Source organism: Streptomyces tauricus (genome assembly GCF_014650955.1).
GTDB classification, from domain to species: domain Bacteria; phylum Actinomycetota; class Actinomycetes; order Streptomycetales; family Streptomycetaceae; genus Streptomyces; species Streptomyces tauricus.
This window is the reverse complement of sequence record NZ_BMVY01000006.1, coordinates 56,376-77,445: the sequence shown is the minus strand read 5'-3', so window position 1 is coordinate 77,445 and position 21,070 is coordinate 56,376. Positions and strand designations below refer to the sequence as shown.

The window sequence follows — 21,070 nt, the reverse complement described above, 5'->3', positions numbered from 1 at the left end:
GAACGAAGAACCGTACGTCGAAGAACCGCCCGACCGCACGCGTGGGAGATCTCAGCCCGTGAGCACCAGCTCCGAGCTGATGGTCTCCCACAGTGCGTTGAACCACAGATGCGACTGCTCCACGAACGTCGTGGCCCGCAGCCCCTCCCCCTGCTCGAAGGCGAACAGCGTCGACTGGGTCCCCTCGGCGTCGTACGTCTCCAGGTACTCGCTGTCGAACTCCGCGCCCCGCCGCGCCAGCGTGTAGTACGCGAAGAGCGCCTCCGCCTCGTTGAGCAGGTACAACTTCACCGGCGGGGTGAACGGCAGGGCCCTGAACGTGATGTGTACGTCGATGCCGTGCGTCCCCCGTAACGCCAGCAGGTTGTGCTTCAGGACCTGGCCCTGGGCGTTGCGCTGGGCCAGCCACCGCCGCCGCACCCGCTCGCCGTCCTCCGTCGCGTCCACCGCCGCCGGGAAGGCCAGATCGATGTCCCGGGACGGCAGGAGTACGCGGACGTCGATCCTGGCCGGTTTTAATCGGCCCTCGTGGATGAGGCGCAGCGGTTCGCCCATCGCGAGAGTGAGCGAGACGGCCGTCAGACACAGGGCGTCGATCTCCACGTGGGGCGCCGAGAAGGCGGCCGTGATGCGTGAGGACAGTGCCACCATGGTGGTCTGCGGTGGAGCCGCCGGCCCGGTCAGAGCCTTCTCCACGCCCTCGGCGACGGTCGCCGGACTCCCCTTGGAGACGTTGGACAGCAGGTTCTCCGACTGCAGGATGCGCAGCGCCTGCCGCACGGTCCCGCGCTCGACTCCGAACTCGTCGGCCAGTCTGGCCTGGGTGGGCATGCGTTCTCCCGCCCGCAGCTCACCCGACAAGATCCTGCTGCGCAGCTCGTCGGCCACCTCACGGTGTGACATCTGCGGCCGTTGTGCCCTCTTCCGCCCGTTGACGGCGACGCGTTCCGGGTCCACGGCCAAACACTACAACTTCGCGCCATCTTTGGGCAGTTACCGAGAAGGTGGTTATGAGACGCATCCAAGTGGAGATAACTTTATTTAAGTTGGTCACCAACTTGAGCAACATGGTCAGGCTTCCGGGGGGTTGGCCGCCAGAGTCGCAGCAGGCGACCAGGGTGGACGGTCCCAGCGGGGGTCCGCCTCCCCGTCCCGAAGGAGGGACCGCATGCCGCTCATCGCCATCGTCGTCGCCGCCCTCGCCATCGGTCTGGAGCAGCTGCTCCAGATGAAGTACGGAGTGATGGGCGTCATCGCCTTCGTCGCCCTCGCTGTCGGTATCAAGGCCAAGAACTCAATGATCGGCGGCATCGGGGCAGTGATCCTCGTGATGCTGCTCGCCCAGTCCGGCTGACCGGGCCTCACCGCCCGGCAGTCCGGCCGACCGGGTTCCCTTCCGGAGGGGAGCCGGGAGCCCGGTCGGCCCGCACCACCGCGGACAGCCGCACCGCCCGCGGAGCACGGCAGTTCAACGGCACAACAACTGAATCGCTACGGATGAACAGCACGGACAGAGCAGTGAGCAGAGCTCGGAAAACAGCGAACGGAGGACAGGCAGAGAACAGGGAGCCGGAACGGAGGAGGGAACAGGGAAGGAAATCAGAAGATGTCCGGGCACCACGGTCGCCTGGACGTACGCAGCAGGGCGTCGGCCACCAGGGCGGCGCCCGCTCGTTCTTCCCGGACCCGGCCCAGCGCCACGAGCCGCACCGCGGACTCGCCCCCCAGCCACAGTTCGCTCAACTCACCGACACCCAGCGTCAGTTCGGCGGCCTCGGTGGTCCGGACACAGCTGCCGCCCTCGGGCGAGGCGTCCAGCCGGTACCGGCCCCCGGCCGACCCCTGCCCCTGTCCGTCGGTCACCTCCAGGACGAGGGCGCCGGCCGCCCCGTACGTCCGTGCCTCCAGGGCCGCCACGACGTCCAGGATCCGTAGCCACAGCCAGTCGGCCTGCGAGGTGATCGCCGCCGCGCGCGGGTCCGGCAGCAGATGCGGCAGCAGGTCGTCCGGTGCCCGCCACCCCGTCCTGACCCGCGTGACCCAGTCGATCGAGCACACGTACCGCCACAGGGCGCGTTCGGCGGCCGGTGTGACGGCGATCAGGTCGGTGACCTTCGCGGTCTGGAGCGGCTGCTTCGCGTCTCCCCAGCGGTCGTCCACGGTGTACGAGAGCAGCCCCTCGACCTCTCCGCGCGCACCGCGGTACACGGCGTGGAAGGGCTCGGTCCACGGGACCCGGTCCAGTACCAGCGCACCGGTGGCGATCCGCCACCACCGTTCGCTCCGGTCGGTCGCGCCCGGCTGCGCCCGCCGGAACCGCTCGTACAGCTCCGGCCCGGTCTTGCGTACGTCGTCGCCGTCCACCAGGTCGATACGGCCGCCGTCGTCGGGGGCCGCCCGGCGGGGGTCGAGCCCCGACCGCGGGACGTCGATCGTCCACTCGGCTGCCGTCGTGGCCGCCCCGAACCCGTACCGGCCGTAGATCGGGTACTCGGCGGCGATCAGCGTCGCCACGACGTCCCCGCGCTCCTCGGCCGCGGTGAGTTCCCGGGCCATCATCCGCGTGAGGATGCCCCGCCTGCGGTGCGTCGAGGTCACGGTCACGTTCGTGATCGCGTCGGCCCGCACGGCCGCACCGCCCACCGCCGTGATCTCCTGCCCGAACGACCGGAAGGTCCCCACGCACCGCTCACCGTCGAAGGCCCCCAGCGTCCGCTCGGGCACGAGGTAGGTGGAGCGGTCCGCGATCTCGGCCTCCGACACACTCGGCGGCCGAAGGAACCCGGTGTTCAACGCACGGATCCACTCCGGGATCCCGTCGTCACGGAGGGGGCGTACGTCGATGTCCTGGCGCGGGCTCATGCGCCCACGCTAGGCATACGGTGCGAAGCTGTCGTGCGATTTCGTACCCCGGGGAGCGGGTGCCCGGGGCCGGTGGCGGGTGTCCGGGGCCGACTACAAGAGCAGGTCGTCGACCTGGGCCTCGCCCTCGCGGTATCTGCGGGCGATCTCCGCGCTGCAGTCGTCGGCCGTCCGCTGCAACTGCTGCCGCCGCCGCGAGACCTGCTGCTCGTACCCCACGAGCCGCCCCATCGCAGTGCTCAGCTCAAGATCCGTACGCGCCTCCAGGTCGGACAGCTCGACCTCGGAGAGCATCTCGGCGGCCAGCAGCCGGTACTCCTCGCTGTACGGCGTGCCCACGGTCACGTGCCGCGCCGACGAGCGGTGTCTGGCGGGCCCGTCCGTCAGGATCTCCGACAGCCGCGCGACGACCGACGCCTCCCCGACGGCAGGAGCGCCGTGGCCGTCGTCCCGGCCCTCCCGGGGGGATTTCCTACGCCGTCCCACCTCGGCCCGCAGGATGTCGATCCGCCCCTGCAGCAGCCGCCTCACGTAACTCAGATCGGCCTCGTCCCGCTGCGCGTCCCTGCGCAGGCCGCGCAGTTCGGGCAGGAGCAGGACGCCCAGTTCGGGGGCGGGCTCCGGCATCGGACTGTCCGTTCGCTGAGTGGGCGGACGCGTCGCCTGGACCGACGAGGACGACGGTCCCGTCGACGGCGGCTCCCCCCGGATCAGCGAGACGAACCCGGGTGACTGCCCCGTACTCGATGTGCTCATGTGCCTCAACCGTCCCCTCGACCGGCGCGTGTGAGCATCGTGCCACCCCAAGTGGCCGCTATGTGACCGAGTGCCCCCGATCAGCCCCAGATGGCCGGTTAAGGATCAATAAGAAACACCCCGTACGGAGGTCGCACCGGGGCGTACGGGGGCTTTCACGACGTCGGCCGGGCGCACGGCATGATGGACCCCATGCGTGCGGTGGTGCAGAGGGTGGACGGCGCGAGCGTCGTCGTGAACGGTGAGACGGTCGGGGAGATCGACGGCGAGGGACTGTGCGTCCTCGTCGGGGTGACCCACGAGGACACGAAGGAGAAAGCGGCCCAACTGGCCCGCAAACTCTGGTCCGTACGGATGCTGGCCGACGAGAAGTCGTGCTCCGACATCGACGCGCCGCTCCTCGTCATCAGCCAGTTCACCCTCTACGGGGACGCCCGCAAGGGCCGCCGTCCCACCTGGAACGCGGCGGCCCCCGGCGAGGTGGCCGAGCCCCTCGTGGACGAGGTCGTGGCCCAACTCCGGTCGCTGGGCGCGACGGTGGCCACGGGCAGGTTCGGCGCGCAGATGCGCGTCTCCCTGACGAACGACGGCCCGTTCACCGTACTGATCGACATGTGAGCCCTGGACTCCGGCGCGCTCGTCCAGGGCCCGCCGCGGGCCCTACGGCTCGACCACGACCTCCTGGGCGGCGGCCGTCGCGTCGGCCGTCAGCCGGGCGTCCAGGGGTACGTTCCGCTTGACGAGGGCCAGGGCGATCGGGCCCAGCTCGTGATGGCGTACGGATGTCGTGATGAAGCCGATCTTGCGGCCCTCCGCGCCCTCGTCCGCGAGGCGCAGCTCCGTGCCGTGCGGCGGCAGATGGACCTCGCTGCCGTCCAGGTGCAGGAAGACGAGCCTGCGCGGCGGCTTGCCCAGGTTCTGGACGCGGGCGACGGTCTCCTGGCCGCGGTAGCAGCCCTTCTGCAGATGCACCGCGCTGCCGATCCAGCCCAGCTCGTGCGGGATCGTACGGTGGTCGGTCTCGAAACCGAGCCGCGGCCGGTGCTGCTCGACGCGCAGGGCCTCGTACCCGAGGAGCCCGACCGCAGGACCGTGCTTCTCGGCGTCCCGCGCGAAGGCCTCCAGGTCCGCGCGCGGGAGGAACAGATCCCGCCCGTACGACGTCTCGCGGACGACGACACCCTCGGGGACCTCGGCGATGGAACCGGCCGGCAGATGCACGACCGCGAGATCACCGGTCCGGTCGGCGACCTCGACCCGGTAGAAGAACTTCATCGACTCCAGGTACGCGATCAGGGCGTCCTGCGTGCCGGGCTCGACGTGCGCCCAGGTCGTCGTGCCGTCGTCGACGAGATACAGGGCGTGCTCGACATGACCGTTCGCGGAGAGGATCAGCGCCTCGGTGGCCTGACCGGCCGGCAGGTCGCTGACGTGCTGGGTGAGCAGCAGGTGCAGCCAGCTGAGCCGGTCCGAACCGGTGACGGCGACCACCCCGCGGTGCGAGAGATCCACGAAACCGGTGCCGTCGGCGAGGGCACGCTGCTCGCGGAACAGGTCGCCGTAATGGGCGGCTACGCCTTCGTCCACTCCCTCGGCGGGAACGGCACCGGGCAGGGACAGCAGAGGGCTCTTCATATCCACACAGCCTACGACCGAGTGGTAGCCGATTTTATTTCCCGGCGGTGCCGGTTCCGGCGCCATGGTCGGTGTCAGTGCCTGTGCCGGGCTTCGCCGCGCACTCCTCGCAGCGGCCGAAGATCGCGAAGTGCTTCATGTCGGTGACGAAGCCGAAGGTGTCGCGCAGCTTGGCCGTGAAGTCGGCGGCGACCTCGATGTCCGCCTCGATGACGTTCGTGCAGTCGCGGCAGACCAGATGGATGTGATGGTGCCGGTCCGCGAGGTGGTACGTGGGCGCGCCGTGCCCCAGATGCGCGTGCGAGACCAGCTTGAGCTCCTCCAGGAGCTCAAGGGTCCGGTACACCGTGGAGATGTTGACCCCCGACGCCGTCTTCCGCACTTCCACGAGGATGTCGTCGGGAGTCGCGTGCTCCAGGGTGTCCACCGCTTCGAGCACGAGCTGCCGCTGGGGCGTGAGCCGATAGCCACGCTGCCGCAGATCGCTCTTCCAGTCGGCGCCGGTGCCCGTACCCACGCCGGTACCCGCGCCTGTGCCTTCGGTGCTGCTTCCTGTGCTCACCACACGGGAAGTGTAGGACTACTTGAAGAAGGCGATGCCGTCGTCCGGCATGTCGTCCGGGAGGGCCTTCGCCCAGCGCTCGACGTCGTCGGGGCTGACGACCTTCTTGAGCTGCGCCGACATGTATGGGCGGAGCGGGACCTCGGGGGTCTGCTTCTCGCCGACCCACATGAGGTCGCTCTTCACATAGCCGTACAGGCGCTTGCCGCCGTTGTACGGGCCCGAGGCCGCCGTACGCGCCACCGCGTCCGTGACCAGGTCGATCTGCGGCTTCTTGGCGGCCAGGTCGCCGTACCAGATCTCCACCACACCGTCGTCGCGGACCATCACGACCTCGACCTTGCGGTCCTTGTCGATACGCCAGAAGCCCGACTCGGACTCCAGCGGGCGCACCTTGTTGCCCTCGGAGTCGAGGACCCAGGTGTGCGAGTGGTATTCGAGGAAGTCCCGGCCGTCGTGGGTGAAGCTGACCTCCTGGCCGAAGTTGCACTTCTCGGCGCCGGGGAAGTCGTGAACGCCCGCGCCGGTCCACTCACCGAGCAGGAAGACGAGGGGGACGAGGTCCTTGTGCAGGTCGGACGGGATCTCGATCATGAGGTCGGCAGTTCCTTGATGGGGGTCAGCGCTGGCCCTGGTACAGCTTCTTCACGGCGAGCCCGGTAAAGGCGAGCACGCCGACACAGACCAGGATCAGCAGAGCTTCGAAGAAGTACTCAAGCACGGGGTGCTCCTCGGGTGACGCGGTGGTGGGCAGTACAGAGCCGGTCCCCACTCTAGACGGGCGGGGACCGGCTCTCTCTCCGAGGTCCGCCGGTCAGCCCAGGAGCTGGCTCTGCAGGACCACGGTCTGCTGGAACGGGACCTTCTTCGCGGTGCCCTTGCGGGACTGCACGACCACGGCGACGGTGTCGGCCGCCCCCAGGTACGCCTGTCGCACGTGCTCGGCTCCGTAGGGCTTCGCCTCGTCACCGATGACGCGTTCGACGCCGTCGACCTCGGAGACCATCGGGAACCCGTCGCCCTCGCCGGACATCTCCGGGCTCCCGCGCAACTCGTACCGCAGGGTGTCGTACGAGATGAGTTCGCCGACGAGCAGTTCGTCCACGACGGCCGCCGTGGAGAACTGCAGCAGGTAGATCCGGGTGTGCGTGCCGTCCGGCGTGGTCCAGCCGCGGGCGGCGATGTGCCGCAGGCCGTAGTCGGTGAGCAGCTGTCCGAAGGGCTCCCGGTCGCCCTTGACGTACTCCGCCAGGAAGGTCTTCGTGGGGAGCCAGCCGTCCTCGCCGCGCAGCGCCGTGTCGGCCTTGGCGCCCTTCGGCGTGGGGAGGACGAGTTCGCGCAGGTCGGCGTGGTGGGCGCCGGCCCTGTTCGACCGGTCGTCGGGGCCGGGGCTGCCTTCGGGCAGCGGCGGCCGGGTGATCCGCGGGTAGTCCCAGCGCCCGTCCGACGCGGTCGCCAGGCCGGGTACGTCGGTGCGGTCCAGCCGCGTGACGCCGTACGCGGACGCCGTACCGAGCGCCGCGAAGACCACGACGGCGGCGGTCCAGCGCAGGGCCGCGCGCAGCACGCGGCGGTCCTTCTTCGCCTTGGGCTGCGCCTCCGGCGGAGAAGGCGGCGCCTCGGGCAGGGGCGGCGGGGAGACGGGGTGTTCGATCAGCTCGGTCATACCGCTTCCCCCGGCTCGGCGATGCGGTCGAGCTGTTCACGCAGGAACACCGCGACCCCCTTGGTGTCCAGTGGCTTGGCCCCGTACGCGGTGGCGCTGACCCTCACGTCGCCCTTGTAGGCGGAGCAGACCATCAGGTCGAGCTTCTCGTCGGCGTCCTTCGGCGGCAGGAAGCACTGGGCGTTCTTGTGGCCCTCGATCTTCGGGCCCTTGCGGAAGATCTCCAGGGCGTTGAGGAACTCGCTCTGGAAGGTGGCGATGTCGCGCACGGCCTTCTTGTCCATCTGGGACAGCACGACGTCGACCGTGAAGACCTTGCCGTCGTAGCCGAGGCTGTCGGGCGGGCTGACGTAGCTGCGCATCGCCATGCCCTGGATGTGCTGCTTGTCGATCTGCTTCTCCAGCCGCAGCCGCTGGGAGCGGGGCAGGTCGCGGACCGACTCCTTGCGCAGTTCGGTGGCCTGCCGGCCGCTGAACTCGGAGTCGGAGCCGAACTCCTCGATGTCGGGGCCCCGGGTGAAGCCGTCGGTGTTCGGGTCGGTCTCGTAGGGCACGAGCAGACCGGCGAGGCCGGCCTTGTCACCGTCCACGGCCACGTCCGCGCCCTCCTTCGGAAAACGCCACACAGGAGCACCGGCGTCCCGATCGGCCCGCTCAACGGCCACGACGGTGTACGCAACGCCCCCGACCACACCGAGGAGCAACGCCCCACAGGCGACACCGGCGAGTACGCGCCCTCGCCGCACCCGCCGCCGGGGCGCTGCTACGGCCACGCCGTCGGGCCCGCCCTCGGGCGCGACTCCGGCCTCGGCCGCGGCCTCGGGGCGAGACTCGGGCGCGACCTCGGGGCGAGGCTCGGGCGCGGCCTCGGCCCCGGCCATAAGGCCAGGCGCGGGCGCGGCTTCAGGCCCAGCCTCGGGCGCGGCCTCCGCCGTGGCCTCGGGGCCAGCCGCGGGCGCTGCCTCCGACCCAGCCTCGGGGCCAGCCTCGGGTGCGGCCTCGGGTGCGGCCTCGGGGCCAGCCCCAGACGCGGCCTCGGGGCCGGACTCAGGCGCGGTCGCGGGATCAGGTGCGCCCGTGGTCTCGGCCGGCGGGGTGGCGTCCGGTCTGGCGGGGTGGTCGTTCACAGGCGCTCCATCTGCCGCTCGGCCAGATCCATGATCGTCTTCTTGGGGACCGGCTTCGTGTCGTAGATCCAGATCTCCATGGCGATGTCACCGCGCCAGGCGTGCGCCTGGGCCGAGTACAGCGGCTGGTAGCCCGCCTTCCGCTGGGGCTCGTCATGGACGTACGCCATGCCGTCCCCCGTACCGGGAATCGACCAGCTGTGGTTGGCGCCCAGATCGTCGGCCCAGTAGTACCCGCTCTCGGCGTAGCCGGCCGCGGCGACCTGCTCCTCCTGGCGGTACTGCACCAGCCGGACCTCGACGTCGCGGGTGCCGCTCTCGCTCCACGTGGTGACGGCCGCCCGCCGGAACTCGTCGCCGACGAGATCGCGGAAGGCGGTGTCAGGCTTGGTGTACCAGTCCGCGTACTCGGCGAGCGACATCCATTCGCCCTCGTCGTCGGTCGCGTAGGCGCCGTCCCCGGCCCCCTTCGGCCGCTCGACCAGCAGCCTGCGCAGGTCGCCCTCGAACTTCACCTTGCGGTCCTGCGCGGCCGACAGCGGCTCGGGGCCCTTGCCCTTGGCCTGCGCGACGACCGGCTGCGAGAGCGACGGCAGCTTCGTGGGCTCGCGGTCGGCCTGGACCAGGTAGCCGACGCAGGTACCGGCGACCGTGCCGAGCACGGCGGCCGCGGCGATCAGGAACGTCGTACGTCCGCGCCGGCGCACACGCGCGGCCTCAGGAACCGCCACAGGAACCGGCTCCGTCACCTCAGGTGCTTCAGGTGCTTCAGGTGCTTCAGGTGCTTCGGGTGTCTCAGGTGTTTCGGGTCTTTCTGGTACTTCCAAGACGTCGTCCCCCACAGAACGAGAAACGCGGATTCCGTATCCGCGCGCACAGGAGACCCGTGGCCAATGCATTGGGTTGCAAGGGAGTTGATTACGATTCGGCCATGGCGAAGAAGCTCGTGATCAAGGTGACGGCGGGGGCCGACGCCCCCGAACGCTGCTCGCAGGCCTTCACGGTGGCGGCGGTCGCCGTGGCCAGCGGGGTGGACGTCTCGCTCTGGCTCACCGGGGAGTCCGCGTGGTTCGCGCTGCCCGGCCGCGCCGCCGAGTTCGAGCTCCCGCACGCGGCCCCGCTGCCCGACCTGCTCGACTCGATCGTGGCCGGCGGCCGTCTCACCCTCTGCACGCAGTGCGCGGCCCGCCGCGACATCTCCGAGAAGGACGTCATCGACGGCGTACGGATCGCGGGCGCGCAGGTCTTCGTGCAGGAGGCCCTGGCGGACGACACGCAGGCGCTCGTCTACTAGCGTCGGCTAGCGGCGGCGTTTCCTGCCGTCCAGCTCGTCCCACCACTCGTCGGACTTGTGGTCGCCCGACGGGTCGTCCCACCAGCGGTCGTCGGGGCCCCGCCGGTTGGCCGTCATCGCCGCGAGCGGTGGGATCACCATCGCCACGACGCACATGCCGACGGCCACGGGGACCGACCAGAGCCGTACGACTCCCCAGGCCAGTACGAACAGCCCGATGCACGTCCCCATCATGGCGAAGTAGACGTGCCGCCTTCGCGCATACATAGGTCCAGCGTAAGCCGGTTCCGGGCAAGCCGTCCGGGGCAGGCCGGTTCCGGGCAAGCCGAAGGGCCACACCCCGTACCGGAAAGCGTCCAACCCCCGGGGGTGCGGCCCTTCGGCCGTTCATACGGTGCGAACCGCCGGACGGTTCACCTGGTTCAGACGGCGATGGCCACCTCGGCCAGGCCGCCCGTCTGGGCGACGACCGTACGGTCGGCCGTGCCGCCCGGAACGAGGGCGCGAACGGTCCAGGTGCCCTCGGCCGCGTAGAACCGGAACTGTCCGGTCGCCGAGGTCGGGACCTCGGCGGTGAACTCGCCCGTCGAGTCCAGCAGGCGGACGTAGCCCACCACCGGCTCGCCGTCCTTGGTCACCTGACCCTGGATGGTGGTCTCACCGGGCTTGATCGTCGAGGCGTCGGGGCCGCCGGCCTTCGCTCCACACATGTTTCTTTTCCGTCCTTGAGTCCTGGTGGCCTGGAGGGTTACTTGTTGGCGCCGAGCTCGATCGGCACGCCGACGAGGGAGCCGTACTCGGTCCACGAGCCGTCGTAGTTCTTGACGTTCTCCACGCCGAGCAGCTCGTGCAGCACGAACCAGGTGAGCGCGGAACGCTCACCGATGCGGCACAGGGCGATGGTGTCCTTCGACAGGTCGACCTGCTCGTCCTCGTAGAGGGCCTTGAGCTCGTCGTCCGACTTGAAGGTGCCGTCGTCGTTGGCGTTCTTCGACCACGGGATGTTACGCGAGGACGGCACGTGGCCGGGGCGCTGCGACTGCTCCTGCGGCAGGTGCGCGGGGGCGAGCAGCTTGCCGGAGAACTCGTCGGGCGACCGGACGTCGACGATGTTCTGCTGGCCGATCGCGGCGACTACGTCGTCACGGAAGGCGCGGATCGCCTTGTTCTGCGGCTTGGCCTTGTACTCGGTCGTGGCACGCTCGGGGACCTGCGAGCCGTCGACCAGGTCGCGGGAGTCGAGCTCCCACTTCTTGCGGCCGCCGTCGAGGAGCTTCACGTTCTCGTGGCCGTAGAGCTTGAAGTACCAGTAGGCGTAGGACGCGAACCAGTTGTTGTTGCCGCCGTAGAGGACGACCAGGGTGTCGTTCGCGATGCCCTTGCCGGAGAGGAGCTTCTCGAAGCCCTCCTGGTCGATGAAGTCACGGCGGACCGGGTCCTGGAGGTCCTTGGTCCAGTCGATCCGGATGGCGTTCCTGATGTGGTTCTTCTCGTACGCGGACGTGTCCTCGTCGACCTCGACGACGGCCACGTTCGGGTCGTCCAGGTGCTCCTGGACCCAGTCGGCGTCTACCAGGACGTCACTGCGGCTCATGCTCGTTCTCCTCCGGGGCAGTTACGGCGGGGCTGTGCGTCAGTGAGGGGTGCGGCTGCGGTACGCGCTCGGCGGTCATGACCACTCGGGCGTACGCGGCGCGGGGGCGGCCCCGACAAGAGAGGTCGAAGGGCCCGGCTCGCGGAAGGACGAAGGCTTCCGCTCAGAAGGTGCGACAGAGCATGGCGGCGACGCGGCACAGGTCTACTGCCCGCCGCTTCGTGAGGTCCGCCTGTTGCGTCATGCCGTCGATCGTAGGGACGGAAAGCCGGACATGTCACCGGCGTGTCGCATGCTGAGACGCGATCGTCCGCGATGTGGGATGCGAGGGGCGCGCGGCCTGCCCTCGCACGCCCTCCGGGCCCGCACGGCTTGTGCGGCCCGTGTCCCGCCGCCCACGGATCTACTGTGCGGACAGGTCCGTCTCGCCTTTCGGACGGTGGACGGCGCTGGACTACGGGACTGCACGACCGGACTGCCTGACAGCAATGGCTGACGGCACTGGCTACGGCTCGGGTGCGGCGGCCGTCCTGGCTACTACCCGACGAGGCTGACGTCCGAACCCTTGACGTCGATGTCGACGCCCTTGGGGGCCGCCTCGACCTTGTCGAGCTTGATGCCGCCCGGCAGACCGTCGATCTTCTGCTGGAAGTCGGTGATCAGACGGACCTTGTCCTCGGCGAGCTGCACGCCCAGGTTGGGGAGGGAGTCCGCGTTCACGACGACGCTGTCGCCCTTGACGCTGACCGAGCTGAGCACGGAGACCGGGCGGGGCAGCTTCGTGCCGAGCACGGTGGCCTCCACCTCGACCTTGATCTTGCCGTTGCCGCCGTCGGAGAGGCCGACCACCTGGGCGGTGACGCCGGTCGCGACGTCCACGGGCTCGGCCTTGGCCGCCTTGAGCAGCTCGGCGTACGAGATCGTGGCCGTGCCGGTGGCGGTGGCCGCCTTCGCGGAGCTGTAGTCGCCGGAGAACGCGACGCCGCGCATCTGGGCGGTGAGGTTCTCGATGCGGATCTTGGCAGGCAGGTCGGCGTTCGTGCCGCCGCTCGCCGCGCCGCTCGTGTCGGCGTCGTAGTTCTTGATGCCGACCTGGACCTCGTCCAGTTCGCCGCCCACCACCTGGGTGAGGAAGGGGAAGCCCTTGATCGAGACGTCCGGGGTGGTGGAGAGGCCCTCGTTGGTCTTCAGGCGGTCCGCCGCCTCGTCCTCGGCGAAGCCGACTGCTACGCGGTCGGCGATGACGAAGAGGCCGCCGAGGACGATGGTCACGATCAGAAGTATTCGTAGTGCTCGCATTGTCTCCGTGTTCCCCCACCTTGGCGGTCTTCTGTGCGCGAGGGTAACCCCGGGCGGGTGCCTCCGGCCGGGGGACGGTTCTGTTGTCGATCACCTGTGACAGGCCCCGAGCACGCCGGACCGGATTTCCGCCCCCGCCGCCCCTACCCGTTCCCGTCCCGTTCTCGGGGGCTCCGCCCCCGAACCCCCGCTCCTCAAACGCCGGAGGGGCTGACTGCTAGCCCGTCCGGCGTTTGAGGACGAGCGCGCAGCGCGATCAGGGGGGCGAGGGGGCGCAGCCCCCATGCGTGGATGGGAACGGGTAGGGGCGGCGGGGGCGAGGAAAGTCAGATCAAGGCGCGGCCCAGTAGGTATACCGCCGGGGCCGCCGCGGCGAGCGGCAGCGCCACCCCCGCCGTGAAGTGCACGAACTTCGACGGATAGTCGTAGCTGGCGACCCGGTGCCCGACCAGCGCACAGACCCCCGCCCCCGCCCCGAGAACCGCCCCACCCGCCCCCAGATCCGTCAGCGCCCCCACGGCAACCCCCGCCCCCACCGCCGCGAGCAACGCGACGACCACCGACGCGGCCGTCGGCAACGGCAGCGCCCGCGCCGGCAGCGCCGCCGCGACCGCCACCCCGCCCACGATCACGGCGTCGGGTTCCGCCGCCAGATACCCCGTGGCGATGATCGCCAGCGCCGCCGAGACGACCGTGGCCATCAGACCGAGCATCCGCTCGTCCGCCCCGGCGTGGCTGCGCAGCTGGAGGACCAGCGTCAGCAGGACCCAGACGCCGAGCGTGCCGAGGATCGCGGCAGGGGCGTTCTCACGCCCGGCCACGAGGAGCGCCACGTCCGCGGTGAGCGCACCCGCGAAGGCGAGCGCGATGCCCTGCCGTGCGGGCCACATCCCGTTGAGCCGGAACCAACCCGCCGCGGTCACCGCCTGAAGGATCACCAGCGGCACGACCAGCGCGTACTGTCCGACCGCCGCCGCGCCGGCGAGCAGCAGTCCGAGGATCGCCGTCAGCACGGCCGGCTGTCCGCCGGGCTCGATGATCGGCGAACGCCCCTCGGCACGGGCGCGCTGGGCGTCGGTGACCCGGGTGTTGCCGGTGACGGTCGCCGGACCGTAACCGGACGCGGGCGTGGAGGCGGGCGCGGGCTCGGGCACGGCGTTTCCGCCCGCCGGAGCCTGGTGAGCCTGGTGACCGGGCATCGGCTGCCCGACGACCCCGTACTGCCCCTGCCCCTGAGCTTCGTACGACTGCTGCGGAGCCCCGTACGTCCCGTACGACGCCTCCGCCTGGCCGTGACCCTGGCCCTGGCTCAGGCCCTGCTGCGGCAGATACGCCGTGTCCGCGGCCGGGACGGCCGGCCTCACCGGCTGGTGGACCTGGGTCTCCCAGGTCTGGCCCTCCCACTGCTGGGTGTACTGCTGCTGTTGCGCGGCGCCCTCGTCGTACTGCTGCTGCCCGGGCCACCCGGCCTGCGGCGCCTGCGGCGCCTGCTGGTACGGGGCGTATCCCTCGTACCGGCCGTCGTACTGCTGACCCTGATACGGATCCTCGTACGGACCCTCGTACGGCTGATCGCTCATCGTCCCGTCACCCTCCTGCGAACGGCGGGAGCACCTCGACCGTGCCGCCCTCGGCCAGCCGTACCGTCTCATGTCCGCGGGTACCCACGGGATCGCCGTCGATGAGGAACGAGCATCGCCGCAGGACGCGCGCGAGTTCGCCGGAGTGTCGCTCGCGTGCCGCGTCCAGCGCCTGCGCGAGGGTCTCCGCCTCGTACGGCTCCTCGGCGACGCCTGCCGCGGCCTTGGCGGCGGCCCAGTAACGCACTGTGCCCTTTGCCATCTGGTTCCTCGATCAAGGTGAAAGAAAACGGGTGACGGACCCCGCCAGGCTAGGCCCTGTCGGCTAACCCGCGTGCGCGGCGGCCCATTCCCCGATGCGGGACAGCAGAGCGTCGTCCGCCGCGTTCTCGGCGTGACCCATGCCCCGCTCCAGCCACAGGTCCGCGTGGTCGCCGGACGCGGCGGCCAGCATGCGCGGATGGTCCACGGGAAAGTAGCCGTCCCGGTCGCCGTGGACGATCAGGAGAGGAGTGGGGGCGATGAGAGGGACCGATTCCACCGGGGAGGAAGGGACCGGGTCCCATTCGCGGTGATAGATGCGGGTTCGCAGACCGTAGCGGCCGACCGCGCGGCCCACCGGGCGGGTTACCAGCCAGTGCAGGCGCCGCATAGGGGCCGTACCCCGGTAATACCAGCGGGCGGGTGCACTCACCGAAACCACGGCGTCCGAATGCGCTCCTGTGCGCCCCTCGTGCTCCTGATCGCTCTTCGCGTGCAGCGCCGCGTGCCGGAGCACCACCGAGCCGCCCATGGAGAACCCGACGGTCGCCACACGGGTGTGACCGAGTTCTCTCGCCCACTCCACCGCCGCCGCCAGATCGAGCACCTCGCGGTCGCCGACCGTGGAGCGCCCGCCGGAGGCGCCGTGCCCGCGGAAGGAGAAGGTGACGACGGCCGCGTACCGCGCGAAGGCCTTCGCCGCCCGCCGGACGTGCGGACGTGCCAGGTCCCCCGTGAAGCCGTGCGCCACCACGATGACCAGGCCGGTACCGGGCTCGGCCGCCCCGGAACCGGCGGATGTGCCCGACGTGCCGGACGTGTCGGACGTGTTCTGCGCGGGCTCGTACGCGGCGTCGATCGTCACCCCGTCGGCGGTGCGCAGAAACTTTCTCAGCACCCCTCGCGAAGATCCTTCCGAAGCACTTTCCGTACATCCACCCGCCGTCTCAGGTTCTGGACGAATGAAAGATCGCGTCACATGACCTGCCGGACCTTGGCTCATGTGGGCTATTCTCCTGGGCAGAGGACTCGGGCAGCGAAGCCCCCGGGTCCTTTTGCGCTTTCTGGAGCGTTGTATACGAAAGCTGTATACGACGTTGAGCAGTGCCGAAAACGTCCTCGCAGGGACCGAGGAGGAACCAGACGTTATGGGCGAGCGAACCGTGCGTGACCGTAGGACGACCCAGGCAGGTGGGGTGCGATGAGTTCTCTGCTGCTCCTTACCAATGCCCTTCAGCCGTCGACGGAGGTGCTTCCCGCCCTCGGCCTGCTGCTGCACAACGTGCGCGTGGCTCCGGCGGAGGGCCCCGCTCTCGTCGACACCCCAGGTGCCGACGTCATTCTCATCGACGGCCGCCGTGACCTCCCGCAGGTCCGCAGCCTCTGTCAGCTGCTGCGCTCCACCGGGCCCGGCTGTCCACTCGTGCTCGTGGTGACGGAGGGCGGCCTCGCGGCCGTCACCGCCGACTGGGGCATCGACGACGTACTGCTCGACACGGCGGGTCCGGCCGAGGTCGAGGCCCGGCTGCGGCTGGCCATGGGCCGCCAGCAGATCGTCAACGACGACTCCCCCATGGAGATCCGCAACGGCGACCTCTCCGTGGACGAGGCCACCTACAGCGCCAAGCTCAAGGGCCGGGTCCTGGACCTCACCTTCAAGGAGTTCGAGCTCCTCAAGTACCTCGCCCAGCACCCGGGCCGCGTCTTCACCCGCGCCCAGCTGCTGCAGGAGGTCTGGGGCTACGACTACTTCGGCGGTACGCGAACGGTCGACGTGCACGTACGGCGGCTGCGCGCGAAGCTCGGCCCCGAGCACGAGTCGCTGATCGGTACCGTCCGGAACGTCGGTTATCGATTCGTTACGCCGGAGAAGGTGGACCGGGCCGCGGACGAGGCGAAGGCCAAGGCCGCACAGCCAAAGCCGGAGGATGCGGACGAGACGGCGCACCTCGACGCGGCCGGCGCCGCGGAGGCCTCGGCACAGGCCTCGGCGAAGGCGCAGGAAGAAGCCGTACGACCTGCCCAGCGGTAGGTCCATCCGCGTAGACTCCGCGCGTGGCCAAGGTGACTCGGGATGATGTGGCACGACTGGCGGGTACCTCCACCGCCGTCGTCAGCTATGTCATCAACAACGGACCCCGGCCGGTTGCCCCGGCCACGCGCGAGCGTGTACTCGCCGCGATCAAGGAGCTGGGGTACCGGCCCGACCGGGTCGCCCAGGCCATGGCGTCGCGGCGCACGGACCTCATAGGCCTGATCGTGCCGGACGCGCGCCAGCCCTTCTTCGGGGAGATGGCGCACGCGGTCGAACAGGCCGCGTCCGAGCGCGGAAAAATGGTGCTCGTCGGCAACTCCGACTACGTCGGCGAGCGCGAGGTCCACTATCTGCGGGCCTTTCTCGGTATGCGGGTCTCGGGGCTCATCCTCGTCAGCCACGCGCTGAACGATCTGGCCGCCGCCGAGATCGAGGCGTGGGACGCGCGAGTCGTGCTGCTGCACGAGCGGCCCGAGGCCATCGACGACGTCGCGGTCGTCACGGACGACGTGGGCGGGGCGCATCTCGCCACGCAGCATCTCCTTGAGCACGGGTACGAGTACGTCGCCTGTCTCGGCGGGGTCGCGGAGACGCCCACGGTCGGTGACCCGGTCTCCGACCACGTCGAGGGGTGGCGGCGGGCGATGCACGAGGCGGGGCGCTCTACGGAGGGTCGCCTCTTCGAGGCGCTCTACAACCGGTACGACGCGTATCAGGTGGGGCTTCGGCTGCTGGCCGGGCCCGATCGGCCGCCGGCGATCTTCTGCTCCACGGACGACCAGGCGATCGGTTTGTTGCGGGCGGCCCGGGAGCTGCGGATCGATGTGCCGGGGGAGCTGGCCGTCGCCGGGTTCGACGACATCAAGGAAGCGGCGTTGACCGATCCGCCGCTGACCACGATCGCGAGCGATCGGTCCGCGATGGCTCGGGCGGCCGTTGATCTCGTTCTCGACGACGGGCTTCGGGTTGCCGGGGCTCGGCGGGAGCGGTTGAAACTGTTCCCGTCCTCTTTGGTGGTCCGGCGCAGCTGCGGGTGTTAGCTCCGCTGGGTGGGTCGGATTTCGGCTGCGGGTGCGTCGTGGCTGGTCGCGCCGTTCCCCGCGCCCCTAAAGGCAAAAGACTGCGCCGTTCCCCGCGCCCCTAAAGGCAAAAGACTGCGCCGTTCCCCGCGCCCCTGAAGGCAGGCGGCCCCTGCCGAGTGGCAAGGGCCGGCCCGTGTGTCTGTTGGTCTAGAACAGCAAGTTGTACTGGTTGAAGCCTGTGCCCAGGCTGGTGCGGGTGGCGAACAGGTCCGTCGAGGCCTTGTTCGTACCGCGGTAGAGCCACAGCTTGCCCGCCGAGTCGCGGGTCATGACATCCGCGATGCCGTCGCCCGTGACGTCGCCGCTGGAGACGTACGAGGTGAAGTTCCAGCCGGTACGGGCCTTGATACGGGCCGACCAGGGGGTCTTCTCCTTGCCCGTGCCGCGGTAGAGCCACAGCGTGCCGTCCGTGGAGCGGACCAGCAGGTCGGCCTTGCCGTCGCCGGAGAGGTCGCCGTGGCCGAAGACCTTGACGTTCTTCCAGGCGCCGCTGACGACCTTGACCTTGCCGTAGAACTGGCCGTTGCCGCGCCCCGGGTAGAGGTAGACCGAGCCGTCGGCGTCCACCGCGACCAGGTCCGGGCGGGCGTCGCCCGTCATGTCGCCGGGGATCGCGTACGACTTGTAGCCGCCCCACACCGAACTGATCTGCATCCAGGTCCAGTCACCGACGGAGTGGTCCATGTAGCTGCGGTACAGCTTGCCGTCGGTCTTGTCGCGGATGATCAGGTCCTGGTAGAAGTCCCGGTCCAGGTCGGCCTGCAGGCCCCAGCTGGCGTTCTGCCAGTTGGCGCCCTGGTAGGCGCGCTGCGCGAGCGAGGTGCCCGTGCTGTTCTGCTGGAAGAGACCGCCCGACGGCGTACGCGCGAGCAGGTCGGCGCGGCCGTCGTACGACAGGTCCGCGTCGTCGATGCGCGGCTGGGCCGCCCAGGTGTACGAGCTGACCTTGGTGAAGACCGGGTAGGCACCCTTCGCGGTGCAGCCCGCGACGCCCCAGGAGACGATGCCGGCGATCTTGCCGCCGACGACCAGCGGGCCGCCGGAGTCACCGTTGCAGGGGCTGTTCGTGCCCTCGTCGGCGCCGCTCGCGGGGGTGCCCGCGCAGGCCATCGAGCCGGCGGCGAAGTAGTCCCCGTCGAGGACCGACGCCATCGCGCTCTTGCAGGTCGCGTCGGCGACGAGCGGCAGGTTCGCCTTCTTCAGCTTCGTCGAGAGGGTGGCGTCGTCGGCGCCGGAGGTCAGGCCCCAGCCGTAGACGGTGCCGGTGGTGCCGGTCTTGTACAGCGCGCTGTCGTCGGACGCGGCCAGGCGCAGCGTCGGCACGCCGACCAGCGGGCGGTCCAGGGTGAGGACCGCGATGTCGTTCTGCGTGGTGTCGGCGTCGTAGCGGGGGTGCGTCCACTGGCGGAACACGCCCGCGGGGGTGCCGTTCGTGTAGTCGTCGAGGTCGGTGGTGCCGGCCAGGACCGCGCCGTTGCCCACCCAGTCCAGGCCCGCGACACAGTGCGCGGCGGTGAGGACCTTGTTCGGGGCGACGAGGGTGCCGCCGCAGAAGTAGCCGTCGCCGGTGGTGGGCTCGTAGTAGCCGAGCTGGACCATCCACGGGGCGCCGGCGATGGTGGTCTCGCCGCCGCCGATGATGAACGGGGACTTCGCGGGCGAGGCGTCGTCCGGGGTCTCGCCGGTCGCCTTCGCGGCGTCGACGATCCGGTCGCGCAGTTCCGACGCGCCAGCGGCCGGCTTCGCGGGCTGCGCGAGGCTCACGTCGGGCAGTCCCCCGGCGGGGCCGTCCGCGGCGGTGGCCGGCTGGGCCGCGAGAACGCCGGCGCAACTCAGCGCCAGCGCGAGGGCGGCCGCGGGAAGCGCCGTACCGGCGCGTCTCCAACGGCTGCGCAGAGCAGGTATCACTCAGGGCTCCTGAGGTGGTGGGGTGTGGTCGCCCACGACGGTGTTGTGTCGTGAACCCACCAAGCCTGCGCCCCGCAAACCTCCCCGCACACGTACTTCACAGCAGTCCGACAAGTGTTCGTCCGCCGCTTCCGTCACCTCACCGTGCGGTAACCCCCCGTTTCCCCGGTATCAGCGGGATCCGGCGTCTTTATATCGGGCATACGAGGTTCTGTCGGGCTTCTCAGGGAGCACTCAGGGAGCTCTCATGGTCGGGCGACAGAGTCGTACCCATGACCGAGAGCTTCCGCCGCAGCGGCGAGTACCCCCAGGGCGACCAGCAGCAGTCCGCGTACTCAGGACAGCCGTACGAGCAGTCGCACCACCAGCAGAACACCTCCTCCGTGAACCCGGAGTGGCCGCCCCCGCCGGCGTACCAGCCGGCCGCGGGCCCGGCCCCGGCCTCGCACGGCGGTGGCGCTCCCACCGCGCTCCTCACGGAGCCCGTCTCCTCCGCTCCCGCCGCGCCCCGCAGGCGCGCCAAGGGCCCGCTGGCCCTGCTGGCCGCCGTGGCGATAGCCGCCGCGGCCGTCGGCGGAGGCACCGCGTACGCCTTCCAGGAGCTGACCGGCAACGACACCGCGGCCGGCAGCAGCACGAGCACCAGCGTGGTGCCCACCAGCAAGAAGGGCACGGTCGCCGGGGTCGCCGAGGCGGTCAGCCCGAGCATCGTCGAGATCAGCGCGACCTCGAACGCGGGCTCCTCCACCGGTTCCGGTGTGGTCATCACGACCGGCGGCGAGATCATCACCAACAACCACGTGATCTCCGGCGCCTCCCAGATCAAGGTGCAGCTGAGCAACGGCAAGTCGTACACCGCGAGCGTCGTCGGCACCGACAGCAAGAAGGACCTCGCGCTGATCAAACTGGAGGACGCCCCGTCGGGTCTGGCGCCCGCGACGCTCGGCGACTCCGACGCCGTCAAGGTCGGCGACGAGGTCGTGGCGATCGGCTCCCCCGAGGGCCTGACCGGCACCGTCACCAGCGGTATCGTCTCCGCGCTCGACCGGGACGTCACCGTCTCCACGGACGAGAGCCAGGGTCAGCAGCAGCAACAGCAGGGCGGCGGCAGCGGCAGCCAGCAGTGGCCGTTCGAGTTCGGCGGCCAGGAGTTCAACGGCGACACCGGCTCGTCCACGACGACGTACAAGGCCCTGCAGACCGACGCGTCCCTCAACCCGGGCAACTCCGGCGGCGCGCTGATCGACATGAACGGCAACATCATCGGCATCAACTCCGCGATGTACTCGGCCGCCACGGACTCCTCGTCCTCGTCGAGCGCCGGCAGCGTCGGCCTGGGCTTCGCCATCCCGGTCAACACCGTCAAGGCCGACCTGGCCTCGCTGCGGGCCGGCGGCTCCGACAGCTGA

25 protein-coding genes are annotated in these 21,070 nt (G+C 70.1%); 7 read left to right on the top strand and 18 right to left on the bottom strand.

The genetic code is table 11. The features are described from left to right. Positions 1–51: 51 nt before the first annotated feature. The gene (locus IE278_RS12490) at positions 52–903 is read right to left on the bottom strand and encodes a winged helix-turn-helix domain-containing protein (protein WP_373311984.1); all 852 of its coding nucleotides are present in this window, start codon (positions 901–903) and stop codon (positions 52–54) included. A gap of 265 nt (positions 904–1,168) precedes the next feature. On the opposite strand from IE278_RS12490, the gene IE278_RS12485 reads away from it, so the two are divergent. Next, positions 1,169–1,354 (top strand): hypothetical protein, encoded by a 186-nt coding sequence (locus tag IE278_RS12485; RefSeq protein WP_189771666.1) that lies wholly within the window; start codon positions 1,169–1,171, stop codon positions 1,352–1,354. 245 nt (positions 1,355–1,599) lie between these two features. Here the strand turns inward: IE278_RS12485 and IE278_RS12480 are convergent, their stop codons facing one another. Beyond that, a complete protein-coding gene (locus IE278_RS12480; protein ID WP_189771665.1) occupies positions 1,600–2,862 on the bottom strand; it encodes a GNAT family N-acetyltransferase in 1,263 nt (420 codons plus the stop codon). A gap of 93 nt (positions 2,863–2,955) precedes the next feature. Next, complete coding sequence (locus IE278_RS12475; RefSeq protein ID WP_246570277.1) at positions 2,956–3,489, bottom strand: RsiG family protein; 534 nt, start codon at positions 3,487–3,489, stop codon at positions 2,956–2,958. A 19-nt stretch (positions 3,490–3,508) separates the two neighbouring features. Between IE278_RS12475 and IE278_RS42210 the strand changes: the two genes are divergently transcribed. After that, a complete protein-coding gene (locus tag IE278_RS42210) occupies positions 3,509–3,652 on the top strand; it encodes a hypothetical protein (RefSeq protein ID WP_246570276.1) in 144 nt (47 codons plus the stop codon). A 158-nt stretch (positions 3,653–3,810) separates the two neighbouring features. Next, on the top strand, positions 3,811–4,236 hold the full coding sequence (gene dtd, locus IE278_RS12470; RefSeq protein WP_189771663.1) for a D-aminoacyl-tRNA deacylase: 426 nt from the start codon (positions 3,811–3,813) through the stop codon (positions 4,234–4,236). Between the two features lie 42 nt (positions 4,237–4,278). Here the strand turns inward: dtd and ygfZ are convergent, their stop codons facing one another. The 6 genes from ygfZ to IE278_RS12440 all read right to left on the bottom strand — a co-directional run bounded on the left by ygfZ (position 4,279) and on the right by IE278_RS12440 (position 9,339). Continuing rightward, the gene (gene ygfZ / locus IE278_RS12465; RefSeq protein ID WP_189771661.1) at positions 4,279–5,253 is read right to left on the bottom strand and encodes a CAF17-like 4Fe-4S cluster assembly/insertion protein YgfZ; all 975 of its coding nucleotides are present in this window, start codon (positions 5,251–5,253) and stop codon (positions 4,279–4,281) included. A 34-nt stretch (positions 5,254–5,287) separates the two neighbouring features. Further along, positions 5,288–5,770 (bottom strand): Fur family transcriptional regulator, encoded by a 483-nt coding sequence (locus IE278_RS12460; protein ID WP_189772004.1) that lies wholly within the window; start codon positions 5,768–5,770, stop codon positions 5,288–5,290. Positions 5,771–5,833: 63 nt separating this feature from the next. Then, entirely contained in the window at positions 5,834–6,409 is a 576-nt protein-coding gene (locus IE278_RS12455; RefSeq protein WP_107015264.1) for a heme-binding beta-barrel domain-containing protein, read from the bottom strand. Positions 6,410–6,629: 220 nt separating this feature from the next. Beyond that, positions 6,630–7,481: a hypothetical protein gene (locus IE278_RS12450; protein WP_189771659.1), complete on the bottom strand. Its 852-nt coding sequence runs from the start codon at positions 7,479–7,481 to the stop codon at positions 6,630–6,632. After that, positions 7,478–8,362, bottom strand: coding sequence for a hypothetical protein (locus tag IE278_RS12445; RefSeq protein ID WP_246570275.1), 885 nt, complete (start codon positions 8,360–8,362; stop codon positions 7,478–7,480). Before IE278_RS12445 ends, IE278_RS12450 begins: the two co-directional genes overlap by 4 nt. A 242-nt stretch (positions 8,363–8,604) precedes the next feature. After that, the gene (locus tag IE278_RS12440) at positions 8,605–9,339 is read right to left on the bottom strand and encodes a hypothetical protein (RefSeq protein ID WP_246570274.1); all 735 of its coding nucleotides are present in this window, start codon (positions 9,337–9,339) and stop codon (positions 8,605–8,607) included. 200 nt (positions 9,340–9,539) lie between these two features. On the opposite strand from IE278_RS12440, the gene IE278_RS12435 reads away from it, so the two are divergent. Continuing rightward, positions 9,540–9,902 carry a DsrE family protein gene (locus tag IE278_RS12435; protein ID WP_107015259.1) on the top strand — a complete coding sequence of 121 codons (363 nt, stop codon included), beginning with the start codon at positions 9,540–9,542 and terminating at the stop codon, positions 9,900–9,902. 6 nt (positions 9,903–9,908) lie between these two features. Here the strand turns inward: IE278_RS12435 and IE278_RS12430 are convergent, their stop codons facing one another. The 8 genes from IE278_RS12430 to IE278_RS12400 form a co-directional block, all read right to left on the bottom strand. After that, positions 9,909–10,169 carry a DUF3099 domain-containing protein gene (locus IE278_RS12430; protein WP_189771657.1) on the bottom strand — a complete coding sequence of 87 codons (261 nt, stop codon included), beginning with the start codon at positions 10,167–10,169 and terminating at the stop codon, positions 9,909–9,911. Between the two features lie 155 nt (positions 10,170–10,324). Then, the gene (locus IE278_RS12425) at positions 10,325–10,612 is read right to left on the bottom strand and encodes a DUF1416 domain-containing protein (protein WP_033324392.1); all 288 of its coding nucleotides are present in this window, start codon (positions 10,610–10,612) and stop codon (positions 10,325–10,327) included. 38 nt (positions 10,613–10,650) lie between these two features. After that, the gene (locus IE278_RS12420; RefSeq protein WP_189771655.1) at positions 10,651–11,496 is read right to left on the bottom strand and encodes a sulfurtransferase; all 846 of its coding nucleotides are present in this window, start codon (positions 11,494–11,496) and stop codon (positions 10,651–10,653) included. A 163-nt stretch (positions 11,497–11,659) separates the two neighbouring features. Continuing rightward, a complete protein-coding gene (locus IE278_RS43170) occupies positions 11,660–11,740 on the bottom strand; it encodes an Ms5788A family Cys-rich leader peptide (RefSeq protein WP_356537092.1) in 81 nt (26 codons plus the stop codon). A 293-nt stretch (positions 11,741–12,033) separates the two neighbouring features. Next, positions 12,034–12,795: an LmeA family phospholipid-binding protein gene (locus tag IE278_RS12415; RefSeq protein WP_189771653.1), complete on the bottom strand. Its 762-nt coding sequence runs from the start codon at positions 12,793–12,795 to the stop codon at positions 12,034–12,036. A gap of 326 nt (positions 12,796–13,121) precedes the next feature. Next, positions 13,122–14,375: a chromosomal replication initiator protein DnaA gene (locus IE278_RS12410; protein WP_189771651.1), complete on the bottom strand. Its 1,254-nt coding sequence runs from the start codon at positions 14,373–14,375 to the stop codon at positions 13,122–13,124. Positions 14,376–14,382: 7 nt separating this feature from the next. Then, entirely contained in the window at positions 14,383–14,637 is a 255-nt protein-coding gene (locus IE278_RS12405) for a MoaD/ThiS family protein (protein ID WP_189771649.1), read from the bottom strand. 63 nt (positions 14,638–14,700) lie between these two features. Next, entirely contained in the window at positions 14,701–15,639 is a 939-nt protein-coding gene (locus tag IE278_RS12400) for an alpha/beta hydrolase family protein (RefSeq protein ID WP_189771648.1), read from the bottom strand. Between the two features lie 198 nt (positions 15,640–15,837). Between IE278_RS12400 and IE278_RS12395 the strand changes: the two genes are divergently transcribed. Further along, positions 15,838–16,668: a winged helix-turn-helix transcriptional regulator gene (locus tag IE278_RS12395; protein ID WP_189771647.1), complete on the top strand. Its 831-nt coding sequence runs from the start codon at positions 15,838–15,840 to the stop codon at positions 16,666–16,668. Between the two features lie 23 nt (positions 16,669–16,691). Continuing rightward, complete coding sequence (locus tag IE278_RS12390; RefSeq protein WP_189771646.1) at positions 16,692–17,711, top strand: LacI family DNA-binding transcriptional regulator; 1,020 nt, start codon at positions 16,692–16,694, stop codon at positions 17,709–17,711. A gap of 189 nt (positions 17,712–17,900) precedes the next feature. On the opposite strand, the gene IE278_RS12385 is transcribed toward IE278_RS12390, so the two are convergent. Next, the gene (locus IE278_RS12385) at positions 17,901–19,661 is read right to left on the bottom strand and encodes a trypsin-like serine protease (protein WP_189771645.1); all 1,761 of its coding nucleotides are present in this window, start codon (positions 19,659–19,661) and stop codon (positions 17,901–17,903) included. A gap of 272 nt (positions 19,662–19,933) precedes the next feature. Between IE278_RS12385 and IE278_RS12380 the strand changes: the two genes are divergently transcribed. Beyond that, complete coding sequence (locus IE278_RS12380) at positions 19,934–21,070, top strand: S1C family serine protease (protein WP_189771644.1); 1,137 nt, start codon at positions 19,934–19,936, stop codon at positions 21,068–21,070.